Below are 18,599 nucleotides of genomic sequence, written 5' to 3'. Positions count from 1 at the left end.
CAGCATTTAAAAAAAGGTGTTAATTCCTTCCTCACCGCTAAGAGAACCGAACCTGAAAGTTCGGTTTTTTTATGTCTTTTATAAGTTATAATGTAGATACTGAATGTATTATAATTTATAAAAAGGATCGAAAAAGATCGAGGGTTCAAATCCTCTATTTCCAAGCTAATTCGATATTGTTTTTTTTCTAATTTTTTCATTAATATACTGTTAACATTAATGAACTAGCTTTGATATACACTTTCATCCGATAAGTTATGAGACCATACAGCGGATTTCTGCAAAGAACTATACCTTTCTTTCTGTTAATTTTTATAATTCAAAGCGCTTGCAAAAAGGAAGGTAAAAATCCAAATTACCCTTCCGGAAGTAATGAGTATATAAATGATTGGGTAATGGATAGTATGAAAGTTTATTATTATTGGAATAGTATACTTCCGTCAAACCCTAATCTTAATCAGCAGCCACTTCAGTTCTTTTCGTCGATCAAACACTCAGGCGACCGGTTTTCAAGGCTTACCAATCCTGCAATTCGAGAGAGCTATTACCCTTCTCTTGTTCGTAATTTCGGTTTTGACCTGGCTGTTTTCCGGGAAAGTTCAGGCGTAGTCAAAACCTTTGTGGTGCTTGTTGTTCCTGGAACCAAAGCCCAGGCAATTGGATTGCAAAGAGGAGATGTGCTGAAAACTATTAACGAAACATCGCCATCCGGCAATAATATTGAAGGCCTGATAGAATCCGCAATTGCACAACGTTCTATCAGCCTTGATGTAGAAAATAAGGGCAATATAACGCTCGGTGCTGAACTTATCAGCGAAAACTCAGTATATCTTCATAAAACATTTGATAGTAATGCTAAAAAGGTTGCATATCTATTTTATAACTCCTTTGAGGGCCGGTCTAAGTATGATCTTCAGGAAGCCTTTGCTGATTTCAAGAGCAAAAACGCAACAGAACTGATCATCGATGTAAGGTATAACCCGGGAGGTGATATTGGCGTTTGTGCGGCGCTTTCCGCAGCAATTGCCAATGTTAACCCAAGTGATGTTTTTGTAGAATACAGGGGCAATGCTAATGCCGGTATACACCGGGAAACTTTTGGAAAAACCATCTCGCTTATTTCACCCGGCTATTCGTTAACCTTTGATGAACTGAGTGCAATGCGGCTACAGCTAAACCGGGTGTTTATCCTGACCGGGCCGCACACGGGTTCAGCGGCAGAGTTTCTGATAAAAGGTTTGAGGCCATGGATAAGTGTTATCCAGATCGGTGGCACTACATTAGGAAAGGATATGGCATCCTTTACGATAAAAGACAATAACCCTGAAAAATATAATAATTGGAGTATTGAGCCGATGATTTTTAAGTTATATAATAGCAGGGGTGAGGGTGATTATAATTTAGGTTTAGCGCCTGATATAGCTACAGATGAATTCAGTGAAACAATAGTTCCGTTTGGTAGGTCTGACGATCCGCTTATTAAAAGTGCCTTAGCCAGAATCAACGGAAGTTCAAATAGTGATGATATGGCTACTAAACCTGCTGTAAGACGTTTACTTTATAACTCAAGGCAGAGTATCGATAAAAATTCAGCAGATGTAAGGATAGATAAAGCCGTCTTAAGAAACATCAATTAACACATTTATAACATGAAATTAATTAAAGGCAGCACTCAATATAGATAACTTTGATGTAATAAGGCATCTACTTATGGAAAGTTTAGAAATAAATACGGTCAAAAGATTTATAGAAGGTGATGAAAAGGCCTTTGATCAGATCTTTACGTTGTTGAGCCGTAACGTTTGGCTTTATTTCTATCAAAATACACGTTCGCAAGAAATAACTGAAGAGTTGGTTCAAGATGCGTTTATGCGCCTTTGGAAGTATCGTAGCAATATCGACCAGGAACAGGGAATCAAAAAGTATCTGAATAAGATAGCACGTAGTATTTTTTATAACTGGTTGCAGGAGTTGGCAAAAGAAAGAAAAATGCAATCAGAATATATTGATCACTGTAAACAAGGTGACCAGGCAGTGAAACACGAAGATATTTATACGCGGATGGACCTTAACTCCCTGATAAAAACAAGTCAATCATTACTCCCAGAGAAAAGAAGGAAGGTGTTTTTAATGTCTAAAGTGGCGGGCTTGTCTTATAGTGAAATTTCAAATGAGCTTGCAATCGGAAAAGAAACTGTAAAAGACCATATCAGTAAGGCAACAAAAAAATTAGCGATACTCAATCAATCCGGAGAGTATTTATAGCCGCCATGCTCTTTGCGCCCGGAAAATATTTTATTACATACAGCCCCCCTTACCCTTTAGTTTTACTGTATATATCATTGTAATCGGCCAACTACAACATGCCGGCCGGTGATAGACGATGAATCAAGACAGGAAAAAGGAACTTTTAAAGAAATTTGCCGAAAGATCGCTTAGCCCTTCCGAAGAACAGGAGTTTTGGGAAATGGCAGCAAGCGGTGAATATATGTCATTGCTTGATGATGAAGCGGATCTCGATATATCCCAAACTATAAGCACACCGGATGATATTGGGGATTCCATAGCTTCTATAAAATATAATTTAACTGCCAAAATCCGCGCAGATAAGAGAAAATCGTTAAAGCCGTTATTGCGAATAGCTGCAGCTATAGCAGCCGTTTTGTTGATTTTTGCGGGCATTAAAGGTTATCAATACTACAGGTACGTTCAGGATACCAAAACGTTTATCACTGTACAGGCAAGCGTAGGGAAAACTTTGCGCGTTGTTCTTCCTGATAGTTCAAGCGTAACCGTATCGTCAGGATCAGTTCTGCGCTATCCAAAAGCTTTTCCAACTGACGAGCGCCGGGTATATCTTCAAACGGGTGAGGCTTTTTTTGAAGTAACAAAAAATCCAAAGAAGCCTTTCAGCGTCGAATCCGGAGAGTTACAAACCACTGCGTTAGGTACCTCATTTACAGTAAAGTACAACCCGGTACATCATTGGAGTAAAGTGAATCTGTACACTGGTAAGGTTGCTATCACTCCAACCGATAAAAGCTCATCTCGCTCGTCTGTGTACTTAAGCCCGGGTAAGGCTTATGAATACGCCGCAGGCGGAGGAACCTTAAGTAGTTTCACCCTTAAACCCTTTAACCCCCTTACTACAGGCCTGGCTTTTGAAAGAACATCTTTCAAGGAAGCAATTTATAAAATGTCCTCTTGGTATAAAATAAATATTGAATTTGATAAAGTTGCTACCCGGAACTTCACGGTTAATGGCGATTTTAATGGTAAAAAAGCCGAAGAAGTGCTCTCATCGCTTGCGTTTATATATCAACTTAAACTCACAAAAAAAGATAGTCTCACCTATGAATTCATAACACAATCCCGCTACTAAAAATCAAATTTAAAAAAGAAAGTGCCGTTCGGTAAAACGGCACTTTACAATGCGGGTAGCAACCCCGCTACTAAAAATTAATTTTCATACAAAAAAATCGTACAAAATTTCACGAAAATATGTTTTTCACTTTAGATATCCAAACGGATAGATTAAGAAAGAATTATCGCAATGCTCTTAAATTCAATCTTCTGTGTGTTTTTATTTTGCTTGGAACATCTTTATACGCCCAGGCTTATACCAAAATTCCTGATCCCGTTAGTTTTCAATTCAATAAAAAGGTAAACGCGGTTACCCTGTTTAAAGAATTGGGTAAGCAAACAGGTTACCAGTTTTACTATGACAACTCACTTGAAAAGGTGTTGATAGAAAAAACCCGTTATAACAATGTTTCTTTAGGAAAAATTTTAATTGATTTAACCATCCAGGGCTTCAACTTTTCAATCAATAAAAAGTCGGTTTCGGTAAATTATACTAAACCCAAGCAAACTGAACCGGCAAAACAACAGCCCGGCCGGATAGCCGGCAAGATCATCGACGAAAAGGGGGAGCTTTTGCCGGGCGCTAACGTAAAAATAATTGAACTGAACAAGGCTTTACAAAGCAGTGTCGACGGGTCTTATCAGTTTATCGTTCCGGTCGGAAAATATACCATTGAGGTAAGTTACATATCATTTCAAACCATACGTATTGCTGATGTAGTAGTTAGCAGCAATAAACTTACAAGTTTAAATGTGGCGTTAAAGCCATCTACCAATGCGTTGCAGGAAGTTGTGATTAAATCATCTTATAAAAAAGAAAGCGTAGCGGGGCTTTACGCACAACAAAAAAATGCAGCGTCGGTAACTGATGGTATTTCTGCAGAGCAGATTGCCCGTACACCTGATAATAATGTTGGCGCGGTATTGAAGAGGGTAAGCGGCCTTACAGTTCTGGATAATAAGTATGTTGTGGTGCGCGGTTTAACCGAACGTTATAATCAGGCGCTGATAGACGGCCTTACTCTCCCCAGTACTGACCTTAACCGGCGTAATTTTTCGTTTGACATTGTACCAACCGAGTTGGTTAGTAGTGTAGTAGTTAACAAAACGGCTACCCCCGATGTTACTGCTGAATTTGTTGGCGGGCAGGTAATGGTGAATACTTTAGCCATGCCGAATAATAATTTCTTAAGTATAAGCTTTGGAGCCGGGTATAACGATCGCGCTACTGGTAAAGATTTCCTTTCTGCCGGCGGCAGGGGCAAGAGTGATTACTTTGGATTTGATGACGGCAGGCGCAAACGTCCGGATAACTTGGTTTCCTGGAGCCTGGCACCCGGGCAGGATGACCCTCGTATTGAAGCTACCAATGCCAACGGATTTAAAACAGGTTATGCAGGAGCCATAGAGCAAAGCAAACGTTTTAATGCCGAAAGCTTTAAACGGTATAGTTATACAGCGGCGCCTAACCAAAACTATCGGATAACGCTGGGCCGATTGTATGACCTTGACCAGGAAAAGGGTGTTAAAATAGGGTTTATTGCCGGACTAACTTACCGCAATACACAACAGGTTAATCCTTTTAAATCAATAAGGGATGAATTTCCGACAACTGACGTATTTAACGGCGAGGATACTGACACCCTGAGAAAGGGCACAGCATACATTTTCAACACTACTTTGGGGGGAGTGTTAAATGCAGGCCTGCAAAGTCGAAAATTTAAATTGAACGTTAAAAATATATACACACGTATATTTAATGAGGAATACTATTACAGTAAAGGGCTTGACGGAAATGACCAGGGTGCTAAGCAGGAGCGCAACTTTACAGACCCTGTTTTTACTACTGTTTTACAGCATAAAATTGAAGGAGAACATAGCTTAGGACAAAAGGGCCTTAAAATAGATTGGAGCGGGGGATATGGCAATTTTAACCAGCAGCATAATGATATGCGTAAGTTTACTTATTATACTGTTGATAATACTTTTGGAACTTACTATCAACGACCAAATGTAACTACATTGGCCGCAGTTGTAGGTAATTATATATGGGATTACCGCCTATGGACAGCTATCAAAGAACATGACTTCAACTGGGCGCTGAATTTAAGTTACCCTTTCTCATTTTTTAAAGATAAAAGCCTTGTTAAAGCTGGCTACACAGGCTGGTACAAAAAAAGAAGCCAGGATATTTATTTTGCTAAAATATATGCCAAGCGTGATCAGCATTCGTTTACTGATCTTTATGAAACATTGCTTGCGCCGCAAAATGTGGGTTATGGTCTTAACCAGGCCTATTATTATTTGGATAATGGTAATGGCGGGCTTTTTAATGCCGATTCCAAATATCATGCGGCGTATGCAATGTTGGATCAGCACCTTTTTGCCAACAAACTGCGTTTAGTATATGGTGTTCGTGCCGAAAACTTTAACCTTGCCAACCGACAGGAAAATGAGGTGCGACGCAGGCAAATTGAGGAGGCAACAAAACCACCGGGTAGTGTGATTAGCCAGCCTGTACCAGTATTAACGGGAGAAAAAAACTGGAATTTTCTACCTTCCATAAATGCCATATATAGCCTTAACGAAAAAACAAATATACGTGCAGCTTACGCCAAAACCATGATCAGGCCTGACTTTAGGGAAACTGCCACCTTTGCATTCCCGGATCCATTTTTACAGGCCTCAATCAGCGGCGGCAATTTAAGCAGTACTAAGATTCAAAATGTGGATCTGCGTTTTGAATACTATCCAACTCCAGGGGAAATTTTGTCCGTATCCGGATTCTATAAATATTTAGACCGCCCGGTGGAACTGGTTAACTTAAGTCCTGCATCGTCTGTATTAACTTTAACCTATCAAAACCAGCATTCGGCTAAAAACACCGGTATAGAAATGGAATTTCGTAAATCGCTTAATGTCATAAGTCCAAATCTGGCAAACTTTACTGTTTTTGGTAATGCCGCCTATATATGGAGCGAGATAAAAACCATTTCAAAGATTAATAATCCGGCTTACCAGGATGATCCTGAAAATCAGCCTGAAAAAATAGAAGTGGTGCAGGATTTCAAACGACCGCTTATAGGACAGTCACCATATATAGTTAATGCTGGTTTAGCTTATCAGTCTAAATATGCAGGTGCAACCGCAAGCTTTAACCGGTCGGGCTATCGTTCATATGTTATTTCGGTAGACCCAGCACAAACTGAATTCCAAAGAGCGCGTACGTTGCTTGATTTACAGTTGAGTGGCCGCCTGTTAAAGCAAAGAGCTGAAATTAAGCTTAATATCGCCAACCTTTTAGATACCCGTGATGAATTTTATAGAAATGAGAAGTCATGGGAAGGAGGTGGCGATAAATATACCAGAGTTAAAGGGACGGATAATTATGAACCTGAAGATGGCGACCGCTTGCGGTACCGGATGACATATGGACGCACCTATAACTTAGTGTTTACATATAATTTTTAGCCGATACGCTGCACTATTGATAGGGCTATGCGCGGGTGAAGTATCATAACTACTCACAAATACCTGTAATATTTAACATTTGTGTACTGATATAATCCTAAAATGGTAAACCAAATTAAAAATGCAGGCGTGGCAGCTATGGTAGCCGCCGCCCTGTTTACAACAAGTTGCAAAAAAGAGAAAAGCAATGATGGTAGCGGTTACCACAATCGTTCAAAATCAGCAGGTTTCACTAACCCGACTCAAAGCATTCCGGTAAATGCTGACGGTGCTATACAGGACAACTTTGACGGTAATGCTACAGACAATGTTATTAACCTTACCAACAGCACGGTATGGTTAATAGATGGAATTAGTTATGTGCCAAGTGGTAAAACCTTAAAAATTCCTGCCGGAACCATCCTTTCATCAGGTGCGTTTAAAACTTATGCCGCTACTGAAGAAGGTGTTTCGATCATCAAAGATATACGCGGTGTACTGCTAGTAGTAAAAGGTGCTAAGCTTGACGCGCAGGGAACTGAAGCCCTTCCAATCGTGTTTACATCGCCGAATGCTCCGGGCAGCAGGGCAGCAGGTGATTTTGGTGGTATAATCTTATTAGGTGATGCCCCTACAAATCAACCGGACTATACTGAAATTGAAGGTTTGCCATATATACCCGGAACTAATACTACATACGGCGGTACAGATGTTACAGATAATTCCGGTATTATGCAATATGTCCGTATTGAATATGCTGGATATTTATTAATTGCAGACCAGGGTGTAAATGGTTTGACCTGTGGCGGAGTAGGGTCAGGTACTACTTTAGACCACATCCAGGTTACCTACGCTGGCGATGACAGTTTTGAATTTTTTGGCGGCACTGTAAACGCATCTTATTTAATTGCAGCGGGCGGATTTGATGATGATTTTGATTTTACTTACGGTTATACCGGAACCATCCAGTACGCCGTAGTTCTTAAAGCATTAAACTCTACACATAGCACAATTGGTACACCTACTATTTCTGATGCTAACGGTATCGAGTCAGATAATGACAGGCAGGGTTCATCACTTACGCCAAAAACACGTCCTGTATTAAAGAATTTCACCGTGTTAGGAACCTCTACAGATAACCCAGTGCTTAGATTAGGTGCCCGTTTCCGCAGAAACACAAATTTTGATCTGCAAAATTCAGTTATCGGCGGTTTCCCTGCAGGTGTAACTGTTGAAAATGGCTCAAGTGGCATATTTGGCACCAACATAGTGCATGCGTTCAGCGCTACCGGTGCCTATACACCTGCAAGTACGGCTACGCCTGCAAACAACTATTTGTTGCTTGGTGCTGTTGGTACAAACCCATTCTATACAGACCATACTACCGCTTACAATATTAATGCCTTGATCCCACGCTCAACTTCACCTATCGCTGCTACTCAGGGTGCTGTTTCTAAGGGTACAGCTGCGGGTGCTACCTGGTTAAAAAATTGGACGCTGTTTACTGCCCAAAATAAAGTTTATTAAGGCTATTAGCAAATGTCTGCAACCTGACACATCATGTCAAAATTTACTTTAGGTAAAGCTTTTAACAAACTGTATATTAATTATTTAATTTAAAAATTAATATTTTCTTAACAATAAATAATTTATCTTAGCAGTACTAAAAATTAATCTACAAAAAAATGGTAAAACAAATCAAAAATGCAGGCGTGGCAGCTATGGTAGCCGCCGCCCTGTTTACAACAAGTTGCAAAAAAGAGAAAAGCAATGATGGTAGCGGTTACCACAATCGTTCAAAATCAGCAGGTTTCACTAACCCGACTCAAAGCATTCCGGTAAATGCTGCAGGTGTTATCCAGGACAACTTTGACGGCAACACTACAGACAACGTTATCAACCTTACCAGCAGTACTGTGTGGTTAATTGACGGTGTTAGCTACGTGCCAAGTGGTAAAACCTTAAAAATTCCTGCCGGAACCATCCTTTCATCAGGTGCGTTCAAAACTTATTCCGCTACTGAGAACGGTGTTACAATCAGCAAAGACATCCGCGGTGTATTGGTAGTAGTAAAAGGTGCTAAGCTTGACGCGCAGGGAACTGAAGCCCTTCCAATCGTGTTTACATCGCCAAATGCTCCGGGTAGCAGGGCAGCAGGTGATTTTGGTGGTATAATCTTATTAGGTGATGCCCCTACAAATCAACCTACTACAACTGTTATCGAAGGCTTGCCTACTCCTCCATCTGGTGTAGATATCACTTATGGCGGTACAGATAACGTAGACAATTCAGGTACATTAAAATATGTACGTATCGAATATCCTGGATTGGTATTGTTCGCTAACAACGAGATCAATGGTTTAACACTTGGCGGTGTTGGTTCAGGTACTACTTTAGATCACATCCAGGTAACTTACTCTGCTGATGACAGCTTTGAGTTCTTCGGCGGTAAAGTAAACGCTACTTACCTGGTTGCAGCCGGTGGTGATGACGACGATTTCGATTTCGATTTCGGTTATACCGGTTCTATCCAGTATGCAGTAGGTGTTAAAGCCTTAAACTCTACCCACAGTACCTCTGGTGGTGTGTCTGATGCTAACGGTATTGAGTCGGATAATGATAAAACCGGTTCAACAGGAACTCCAAAAACGCTTCCGGTATTGAAAAACTTCACGCTGTTAGGAACTTCTACCGATAATGCGGTGCTTAAATTAGGTGCCCGTTTCCGCAGAAACACAAATTTTGATCTGCAAAATTCAGTTATCGGCGGTTTCCCTGCGGGTGTAACTACTGAGAACAGCGCAAGCGGTACATTCAGCACCAACATATTGCATGCATTCAGCGCTACAGGTGCCTATACACCAGCAAGTACGGCTACGCCTGCAAACAACTATTTGCTGCTTGGTGCTGTTGGTACAAGTCCATTCTACTTAGACCATGCTACCGCGTACAATGTTAACAACTTGATCCCACGCTCATCTTCACCTATTGCTGCTACTCAGGGTGCTGTTGCTAAGGGTACAGCTTCTGGTGCTACCTGGTTGAAAAACTGGACACTGTTTACTACCCAAACTAAAGTTTATTAATTAATCTTCACATTATCCACATTACCAGGCGGCTTCTAAAAAGAAGCCGCCTTTGTTAAGTATATTTAAGTATGAGAAAATTTTTAAGATGTACCTTATTAGCCTCAGGTATTTGTTTACTGGTATCAGCGTGTAACAAAGAAGCGGTTAATACAGCTGTTGATTTTGCATTACTGAACATTGATAATATAACTACTTATAAGCCCGGTGCATTAGCTATACGTTATAACGGCCAGGCTTTGAAGATGAGTAATAGCACTTTCAGCAATATAAAAGTACCGGCAGGTAAAGGCAACCTTTCCTTTACAGATTCAACCGGTAATTCTATAATAGATACCACCTTCACTTTTGTAGCGGATAAAACTATTAACTGGGTATTATTTCAGCCATCTAATGATGTAAGGCCTGTTGTATTGGAAAATAATAGTTCCAGCGAAGCGCAGCCAGATGCTGAACATATTAAGGTTAAGTTTGCTAATTTTGCCCCCAAAGCGCTTACAAAACCGTTTGATGTAATATTTTATTGGATTGACCCGAACACCTTTGAATTTATAGAGGGTGGCAAAATAGAAAACGTATCCAACAGTTTTCCTGATCAGTTTACAGAGCTGATTTATAAGCAAACAAGTGAAAGTATTATAATGATGCTTGTTGACCATGAAAGCAAATTGCCTTTGCTTGACGATGTTTATCTGGCATTGCAAGATAACTCGCAGCAAAAACGAATTCTGACATTGTTTATTTTTGAACCTCAGGAATTCGGCTCGCCAGTTACCGGTACTCCCTATAGGGTTGATGTGAAAACTTTGTTTGCCAACTAAAATTTAAACGCCTGATATGCAAGCTAAATAAATCGCATTATATTGTGATATATTTATAAAAATTCTTGCTGTGCCTCAAAACCGTCAATTAATGGACATACAGTTCTAAAGGCTGTAGTCGATGTTATTCAAGTAGATGTTCTAAGAGATTTCTGTCTATACTTATTAGATAGAATACAAGATTCCTATGCTATCAGCTCGAAAGATAAATGCAAGAGTCTTGAATGACTATTAATAGCGTCGCTATGTGATATTTAAGCCATAACTTGAAAATAATCACGCTTTGCTAAGCAATATTCATCAAGCTATTATTCGTAAATGAAAAGCCAATATTGAATAAAATTGATGGATTTTCATTTGGTAACTTTGAATGTTAAGCCATTTAAGCCCCAAAGGCATCTTAATATTCTTAATATGAACCGAAAATTTACAAGCTTATTTATAGTCATTTTTTTGTCAGTGGTGGGGTGTAGTCGTGCTGCTTATACTCAAAGTCAGAAAGCATACAATTTAATCTCTCCTGACGGAAATATTAAATTAGTTGTAGATCAGTCTACAGTTAAATTTGCGGGGGCAGCCAAATTTAGTATCTATTATAAAACGACCGGAAAGTATACACCCCTGACTTTAAACAACATCCTGGGTGTTTCAACGGATCAGGCGGAATTTAAAGTGGTGAATCTGAAGCGGGCCGGAGCAATAAACCGGATAAACGAAAAGTATGAAATGGTAACCGGCAAGCGGAGGCTTTGTGCCAATGCCGCTAACGAACGCAGTTTCACTTTCGCTAATTCAGCAGGTAAAACACTCGACGTTATATTCAGGGTTTATAACGATGGCGTAGCATTCAGGTATAAATTACCTAAGTGGACAAATACGCCCGTTAATATAAAAGACGAATACACCACCTACCAAATACCTGCCGAAACTGCGCGCTGGATACAAACCTATGACCCGAGTTACGAAAAGTTTTTTCCTTATAGCACTACAGGTAAGGGCGAAAAAAATCAGCAGTGGGGCTATCCTGCCTTATTTAAAGCCAAAAATTTACCGGTGTGGTACCTAATTACCGAAGCGGATAACAGCGATGTAAATTGCGCAGCCAGGCTCACCAACGAAGTTAATTTGAATACTTATAAAGTTACTTATTCGGAGCCAAGGAATACCTTTCAGCAGCGAGGTAACATATCACTATTACCCTGGACGTCACAATGGCATACTTTAATAATAGGTTCGTTGGCAACATTGGTACAGTCAACCCTTGTTACCGATGTAAGTAAGCCAAGTACGTTGAAAAAAACAGATTGGATTATACCTGGAAGCGTATCCTGGATATATTGGGCGTATAATCACGGCTCAAAAGACTATAAAAAAGTGGTTGAGTATGTTGACCTCGCTAAAAAGATGGACTGGCCTTATGTGTTGATTGACTGGGAATGGGATGTAATGACCAATGGCGGAAATATTGAGGACGCGGTTAAATATGCCCAATCAAAAGGCATTAAACCGCTCATTTGGTATAATTCAGGCACGACGGATTGGGCCGATGCAACACCGATAGACAGGATGCGTACCAGGGATAAACGTATCAAAGAATTTGAGTGGTTAAAAAAAATCGGCATTTATGGCGTTAAAGTGGATTTTTTTGCCGGCGATCAGCAGGATATAATTAAACTTTACCTGGATATTTTAAAGGATGCCGCCCAATATAAGTTAATGGTTGACTTTCATGGCGCGACTATTCCGCGTGGCTGGGCCAGAACTTACCCTAATTTAATGACTACTGAAGCGGTTTATGGAGCAGAATGGTATAACAATTCGGGAGTACTTACAAATAAAGCAGCTGCGCACAACACAACACTGCCTTTTACCCGTAATGTTATCGGTTCAATGGACTATACACCGGTTACGTTCTCTAACAGTCAGCATCCGCACATTACATCTTACGGGCATGAGCTGGCATTGGCGGTTGTATTTGAATCCGCCTTGCAAAATTACGCCGACCGCCCCGAGGCCTTTTACACATTGCCTGATGCGCCGCGAGATTTTCTAAAGGCAGTTCCGGCGGCATGGGATGAAACGAGGCTTATAAGCGGCTATCCGGGTGAGCATGTCGTTATAGCAAGGCGCCACGGCAGCAAATGGTACATCGGCGGCCTAAACGGGCAAGACACATCCAGGACTTTTAAATTTAAACTGGACTTCATTAAATCAGGGTCAAAAATCAGCATTATTAAAGATGGTGACAATGACAAATCATTTGAAACGACTGCTCAAGAAGTCGTAAAGGGAAATTATATTGAAATAAAATGTTTGCCGCGCGGCGGGTTTGTCGCGGCTATAGAATAATTATCCTATTTATTATTTGACTTGCTTAAATACCAGTTTAGCAACTTTGCCTTTGCCTCACTAACAATATGCGACGGTTTTAAGCGTCTGATTTTGCCGGTTAAGCAGGCCCTAGGAGTTAACATATAATTTGACCAAGGATCTAAATATCTAAATGTATAATCAGTGTATGCTGCTGCTATCTAAACACGGCACCGGATAGCGACATTGATGTTTAGCGTAAATATCTAAAGCACCGAAACACCGATATCCTTTATACGCCTTATTATTGCATCAATAATCAAGCATACCGAAAAAAACGAAAAGTTACTTTTTTTTGAAACATTATTAAAACCGTGATCGTATACTGGTGTAAGCACTTAAAAATGTGCGGCAATTTTATGGTTAAATAACGGTTTAATACATATTATTATTCTATTAATTATATTATTAATAATAGAAGAGTGAATTCACGAAAATTTAAGTAATTTTTGTGTTACGAAATTTATGCGTGACGCAAATTAACTTAAACGATTTATTGTGCATTTAACTTCTCATTTTGTTTATATAATTCCACGATATGGGGCTTTTTATCTACACATTTTTTATTTGCCTTAATCAATACTTTAATATTTTAAACAATAAGGTTGTTATGTTCTATCTGAACTAACGTTTAAAATAAGTTATTGAGTCGATAAAAAAGAAGCTGATTATATAATGGTTTTCGATGAGGAGTGAAGCGCTGTAATTATTGGTTAATGTTGCCTTCTACAGATATCTTAACAGAACTTCGTTCCACAGTTTTGATCAAAACATCGTTGTATTTTTCAAGTAAAGCGATATACTTATCCTTCCAATATGATACATTATTTTGTGGGTCCGAAGCTTGTTCGCTTTGTGTGAAGTTTTGTTGAGTGTTGTTTCCCACTTCTGCGGTGCGTTTAAAATCATCACTTTTAAACAAATGGGGAAACTCTACTGAAAAGTCGTGATTAATAATCACCCCAATTTTATAGATGATATCGGCCTTTAAAAATTGTTGGTTAAACCAGTTATAAACTGAGCGTCGGTTAACCTTGCTCAGCCTGGCTATTTCACTAATACTATACCCTTCCCGCCTTATTACCCGCTCTACTATGTGACCGTGATGTACGTCCATATCAAATACAGTTACATAAATTACTGACCTGCCTTAATTGGGCTAAACCAGTGGTAAATTATTGTTGCTTAGGCTAATAACAAAGCCACCGATAGGGTAGCTAAAAACACAATACTGTTTACTATATGTGTTGCAGGTACTACATGTTCAGCTTTAACCTTTACCATAATTACACAATTGAGCTGGTCAATGGCCATAATTACGTTTTTGCCCGAAATTGTTTTTACAATGCCGTTAGTGTTATATAGTAGGCCGTCATTTATTCGCACCTCATCGCCAATGTTAAGTTTGCTCACGTCAACTATTTCCAGGTTTTGGTAGCTTTTAACAATTTCTTCGATCCTTAGAATCTCTGTGTCATTAAGCGTTACAGGTTTATTGTTATTGGTAACAAAACTTACCACGCCTGAAGTTTGCTTTACACGTTCAATTTCAGACAACGAAATGTTTACGAATATATATGATGAGAAAAGAGGGGTATCAACTGTCTTTATCCTGTCAGCCCATTTATGTTTTGATTTAACTATGGGGCAAAAAGAATTTATGCCTTGCTGATTTAGGTTTTTGTCTACTTTCTTCTCAAACCTGGAGCGCGTATAAACCACCATCCATTTTTTTGAAGCGTTATTAGGTTTCATCAAGTTATTTTCCATGGGATTATATATATGATAATTATCATACCACAATTATCATCTGATAGTACAGGCAAATCAATTAAAAATGTATCACGCTTTGATTTAATGAATTAAAACTTTATGGAATATAAAACTAAACTATTAATTATATTATTTTTAATATTCATAGTTTTAAAATGCATTATTAATAATAAAAAAATCTTTTTCTTACTAAATATAGAAAACATACGCATTAATCAAGTGCACAGATTTGACTGAGAAAATATGCGTTTACGGTATTTTTGTTTAAAGCGAAGTGTATAATTATTACATCCTTTGAATATTATAAATTCATATTAAATGCACATTTATGTTGCTTAATGATATCTTTTTACCTCATCAATAATCAAATTTTCTCTATTGTATATGTGGCTCACATGTGAATGATTCAATTTATACAAAATCGTAACATTCAACTAATTACGAAATAATTTAGTACTTCAAACTTTATTTTTGTGACATTCTTACGGTGTATTTAAAATGATCTATAGCCGTAGATGCCCTCACATTTCAGAGAAAGCATTCACTGTAAGTGAAATGGCGAAGCTATACCAGCAACCCATATTCAATCAAGCCGGGCATCGATTAAAAACCCCGGAAAACAAATTTAAGTTCACGCTTTCAACTATATTTTAATGATGAAATATCTTACGCTATTTAGATTTTTTGCGATTTCCATTTGTATTCTATTTACTTCCTGCAGCTCTTATAAAAATATACCTTATTTTCAAAACGTAAACCGCGGTAACAGCGCTAATGAAGCCATAGATAACTTTTCGCCGCTTACCGTGCAACGCGAAGATATTTTAGGAATAACCGTAAGCAGCCTTAACCCTGAAGCCTGGGGCGATTCCAGTAACAAAACTTCAGGTTATCGTGTTGACCAGGCCGGCGAAATACAATTACCATTAATAGGTAACTTGAAAGTTGTTGGCTTAACCACTGAAAACATCTCTAAAGAAATACAAAAACGCCTTACTACATACCTTAAACAACCGTCGGTTAATGTACGGGTACTGAATTTTAAGATATCAGTAATTGGCGACGTAGCCCGACCGAACATTTACCAAATACCTAACGAACGCGTAACCGTGCCCGAGGCGCTTGGTTTGGCCGGCGACCTGAACATTACCGGTATACGCAATAACGTATTGCTTATACGCGAAATTGACGGTAAGCGCCAGTACTACAACCTTGATTTAACATCGGCTGATCTTTTTAAATCACCATACTACTACCTCAAAAATAATGATGTGCTGTATGTACAACCTGATAAGACCAAGTCGAACTCAGGCGACAGGAATTATCGCAACGCGAGTTTGATACTTTCAGCAGCGTCGGTAATTACTATCATCCTAACCAGCATCAACAATTAAGCTTATGAAAAACCAACGTTTGTTTTTAACCACCGGTGGCAGTGATGCCGACGAAGATTCGTCCAAGGACCTGCGTGGTTTATTTAACAGGTATCTGCACGCCTGGCCATACTTCGCTGTTTGCCTGGTGCTTGCTTTTATAGCTGCATATATCCATGTTAGCAATACTAAGCCGGTGTATGATGTAAAAGCCAAGCTTGCCATAAAAGATGATAAAAGCGCTTCGGCAGAGCAGCAGGCACTGGAAAAAATTGATCTGGCCGGTCAGCCTAAGGATATAGAGAGTGAGCTTGAAGTAATTCGTTCAAGGCCATTGATTCGGCAGGTGGTAGATGATTTACAACTCTGGACTAACTATAAAGCGGCTGAAAGCTATAGTGATGATGATATTTATGCGACTACGCCAGTTAAACTTAATTTGTTAGAAAGTAAAAAAGGCCCTACTTATCAGTCAATCACTATCCAAATAAAAGATGCGAATAGCTTTATGTTATTGAATGGCGATGAAGAGTCTGGTCCATACAAATTCAATACACCACTTAAAAATAGCTTAGGCAAGTGGAGCCTGACAGCAACCCCTTTTGTTGGTGATTACATAGGTAAAAAGATAAGCGTAAATACGCAAGGCGTTGAAGATGTGGTAACCTATTATCAAAACGCGGTTCTGGTATCTCTAAATAAGGATGCGCCGATAATCGAGATGGAAATAGAAGATGGCGTGCCGGAGCGAGGAAAAGCTTTTTTAAACCAACTGATAAAGGCCTATAAACTATCAAGCATTGAAGATAAAAAAAGAGCTACGCAAAGCACGCTTAAATTTATTGACGTACGCTTGTCCTCATTAAGCGGTGAATTAACTTCGGTAGAGAAAGATGTAGAAGGATTTAAAAGCAGCCGCGGCCTTACCGATATATCATCCAAATCAAAATTTTACCTGGATAACGTACAAAGTAATGATACCCGCCTGAGCGAAGTTAATGTTCAACTGAACGTTATCAGCGGCATAGAGCGTTATGTAAATTCAAGCAATAACGATGGTACAGTACCCGCTACTTTAGGTATATCTGACCCTGGATTGATAAGCCTGGTTGATCAGTTATCCAAATTACAATTGCAGCGCGATAAACTGCTAGCTACGACACCTGAGCAGAACCCCATATTTGAGCCCGTTAACAGGCAGATAAACGCTACAAAAAGCGCTATTAAAGAAACTATTAAAGGTATCAAATCATCATTGGTTTCTGTACAACGGGAATTGCAGCAAAACAACTCAGGCTTTGAGGCATCTATCAAAAATATACCCGGACAGGAGCGCCAATACATCAGCATAAAAAGGCAACAAAGTATAAAGGAAAACCTGTACATCTATCTTTTGCAGAAAAAGGAAGAAGTATCGTTAAGTTATGCTTCAACTTTAACCGGTATACATACCGTTGAGGAGCCTTATTATATATCGCCTAAGTCAAAAAAACAAGTGCCTTATGTGCTGGCATTTCTGTTGGGCATTGGCATACCCGCGGCATTTATTTATGGTCGCGATATGGTCAAGAACAAGGTAATCAACCGTGCTGAAATCGAAAAGGCCCTGACAGCGCCTGTAATTGCAGAGATCAACCAGGAAAAAGCTAACAAAGGCATTGTAATGTTTGATAAAAAAGGTTACGTAATTGCCGAGCAATTCAGGGTGTTGCGTACAAACTTACAAATGCTGTTGCCTAATAAAACCGGCCGTGTTATCATGTTCACTTCCAGTGTGGGTGGTGAGGGTAAAAGTTTTGTAACCAGTAATATGGCAGCTGTGCTGGCTGCTACTAATCGCAGGGTTATAGTACTTGAATTGGATATGCGCCGCCCTAAGCTTGCGGAAACATTAAAGTTTGACACTAACCGCCCGGGTTTAAGTAATTACTTTAAAGGTGAAGCTACGCTCGAGCAAACTGTACAAACATCACCGGTGCACAGCAACATTACCGTAATTGGAGCAGGGCTGATACCTGAAAATCCGTCTGAGCTATTGATAGGTGAGCAACTCGATATTCTCATACAAGAATTACGCAGAACATATGATGACGTGTTGATAGACACCCCGCCGCTGCATTTGGTTACCGATGCATCTGTATTATCAAGAGTTTGTGATGCGACACTTTATCTGATAAAACAAGGGTATACCGATAAATCTGAACTTAAATTCATCAGGCAGGTGATTAACGAAGATCAATTGCCGAACCTTAATATCGTATTTAACGGTATTCAGCGCACAAAATATGGTTATGGCTATAATTATGATGATAGCTACTACATCAGCACAAAACATAAGAAAAGATTAGCATAGTCGGTACGCT

12 protein-coding genes are annotated in these 18,599 nt (G+C 39.4%); 10 read left to right on the top strand and 2 right to left on the bottom strand.

The window, feature by feature from the left end:
- Positions 1–257: 257 nt before the first annotated feature.
- The 8 genes from ABD960_RS09060 to ABD960_RS09025 all read left to right on the top strand — a co-directional run bounded on the left by ABD960_RS09060 (position 258) and on the right by ABD960_RS09025 (position 13,069).
- Positions 258–1,637: a S41 family peptidase gene (locus ABD960_RS09060; protein WP_345330805.1), complete on the top strand. Its 1,380-nt coding sequence runs from the start codon at positions 258–260 to the stop codon at positions 1,635–1,637.
- A gap of 73 nt (positions 1,638–1,710) precedes the next feature.
- Positions 1,711–2,265: an RNA polymerase sigma factor gene (locus ABD960_RS09055; RefSeq protein WP_345330803.1), complete on the top strand. Its 555-nt coding sequence runs from the start codon at positions 1,711–1,713 to the stop codon at positions 2,263–2,265.
- A 202-nt stretch (positions 2,266–2,467) separates the two neighbouring features.
- Positions 2,468–3,382, top strand: coding sequence for a FecR family protein (locus ABD960_RS09050; RefSeq protein WP_345330801.1), 915 nt, complete (start codon positions 2,468–2,470; stop codon positions 3,380–3,382).
- 206 nt (positions 3,383–3,588) lie between these two features.
- Positions 3,589–6,834: a TonB-dependent receptor gene (locus ABD960_RS09045; RefSeq protein WP_345330799.1), complete on the top strand. Its 3,246-nt coding sequence runs from the start codon at positions 3,589–3,591 to the stop codon at positions 6,832–6,834.
- A gap of 102 nt (positions 6,835–6,936) precedes the next feature.
- A complete protein-coding gene (locus ABD960_RS09040; protein ID WP_345330797.1) occupies positions 6,937–8,340 on the top strand; it encodes a hypothetical protein in 1,404 nt (467 codons plus the stop codon).
- Between the two features lie 158 nt (positions 8,341–8,498).
- Positions 8,499–9,899: a hypothetical protein gene (locus ABD960_RS09035; protein WP_345330795.1), complete on the top strand. Its 1,401-nt coding sequence runs from the start codon at positions 8,499–8,501 to the stop codon at positions 9,897–9,899.
- A gap of 71 nt (positions 9,900–9,970) precedes the next feature.
- Positions 9,971–10,720: a hypothetical protein gene (locus tag ABD960_RS09030; protein ID WP_345330793.1), complete on the top strand. Its 750-nt coding sequence runs from the start codon at positions 9,971–9,973 to the stop codon at positions 10,718–10,720.
- A 345-nt stretch (positions 10,721–11,065) separates the two neighbouring features.
- A complete protein-coding gene (locus ABD960_RS09025) occupies positions 11,066–13,069 on the top strand; it encodes a glycoside hydrolase family 97 protein (RefSeq protein WP_345330790.1) in 2,004 nt (667 codons plus the stop codon).
- A 727-nt stretch (positions 13,070–13,796) separates the two neighbouring features.
- Here ABD960_RS09025 and ABD960_RS09020 read toward each other — a convergent pair.
- Both ABD960_RS09020 and ABD960_RS09015 read right to left on the bottom strand, forming a co-directional pair.
- Positions 13,797–14,207 (bottom strand): helix-turn-helix domain-containing protein, encoded by a 411-nt coding sequence (locus ABD960_RS09020; RefSeq protein ID WP_345330788.1) that lies wholly within the window; start codon positions 14,205–14,207, stop codon positions 13,797–13,799.
- A gap of 68 nt (positions 14,208–14,275) precedes the next feature.
- Positions 14,276–14,860 (bottom strand): UpxY family transcription antiterminator, encoded by a 585-nt coding sequence (locus ABD960_RS09015; RefSeq protein ID WP_345330786.1) that lies wholly within the window; start codon positions 14,858–14,860, stop codon positions 14,276–14,278.
- 656 nt (positions 14,861–15,516) lie between these two features.
- On the opposite strand from ABD960_RS09015, the gene ABD960_RS09010 reads away from it, so the two are divergent.
- Together ABD960_RS09010 and ABD960_RS09005 are read left to right on the top strand one after the other, a co-directional pair.
- Positions 15,517–16,257, top strand: a complete 741-nt coding sequence (locus ABD960_RS09010) for a polysaccharide biosynthesis/export family protein (RefSeq protein WP_345330783.1) — start codon at positions 15,517–15,519, stop codon at positions 16,255–16,257.
- Positions 16,258–16,261: 4 nt separating this feature from the next.
- Positions 16,262–18,589 carry a GumC family protein gene (locus tag ABD960_RS09005; protein WP_345330781.1) on the top strand — a complete coding sequence of 776 codons (2,328 nt, stop codon included), beginning with the start codon at positions 16,262–16,264 and terminating at the stop codon, positions 18,587–18,589.
- Positions 18,590–18,599 lie beyond the last annotated feature (10 nt).

The organism is Mucilaginibacter defluvii, from assembly GCF_039543225.1.
Lineage (GTDB): Bacteria > Bacteroidota > Bacteroidia > Sphingobacteriales > Sphingobacteriaceae > Mucilaginibacter > Mucilaginibacter defluvii.
Note: the sequence above shows the minus strand (reverse complement) of the source record. Positions and strands in the feature narration are given on the sequence as shown.

Bases quoted from the DNA above. Each gene is read 5' to 3' on its own strand.
- ABD960_RS09050 (WP_345330801.1), top strand. From the start codon at position 2,468: ATGGCAGCAAGCGGTGAATATATGTCATTGCTTGATGATGAAGCGGAT.
- ABD960_RS09055 (WP_345330803.1), top strand. From the start codon at position 1,711: ATGGAAAGTTTAGAAATAAATACGGTCAAAAGATTTATAGAAGGTGAT.
- ABD960_RS09035 (WP_345330795.1), top strand. From the start codon at position 8,499: ATGGTAAAACAAATCAAAAATGCAGGCGTGGCAGCTATGGTAGCCGCC.
- ABD960_RS09015 (WP_345330786.1), bottom strand. From the start codon at position 14,860: ATGGAAAATAACTTGATGAAACCTAATAACGCTTCAAAAAAATGGATG.
- ABD960_RS09030 (WP_345330793.1), top strand. From the start codon at position 9,971: ATGAGAAAATTTTTAAGATGTACCTTATTAGCCTCAGGTATTTGTTTA.
- ABD960_RS09020 (WP_345330788.1), bottom strand. From the start codon at position 14,207: ATGGACGTACATCACGGTCACATAGTAGAGCGGGTAATAAGGCGGGAA.
- ABD960_RS09040 (WP_345330797.1), top strand. From the start codon at position 6,937: ATGGTAAACCAAATTAAAAATGCAGGCGTGGCAGCTATGGTAGCCGCC.
- ABD960_RS09060 (WP_345330805.1), top strand. From the start codon at position 258: ATGAGACCATACAGCGGATTTCTGCAAAGAACTATACCTTTCTTTCTG.
- ABD960_RS09010 (WP_345330783.1), top strand. From the start codon at position 15,517: ATGATGAAATATCTTACGCTATTTAGATTTTTTGCGATTTCCATTTGT.
- ABD960_RS09025 (WP_345330790.1), top strand. From the start codon at position 11,066: ATGGATTTTCATTTGGTAACTTTGAATGTTAAGCCATTTAAGCCCCAA.
- ABD960_RS09005 (WP_345330781.1), top strand. From the start codon at position 16,262: ATGAAAAACCAACGTTTGTTTTTAACCACCGGTGGCAGTGATGCCGAC.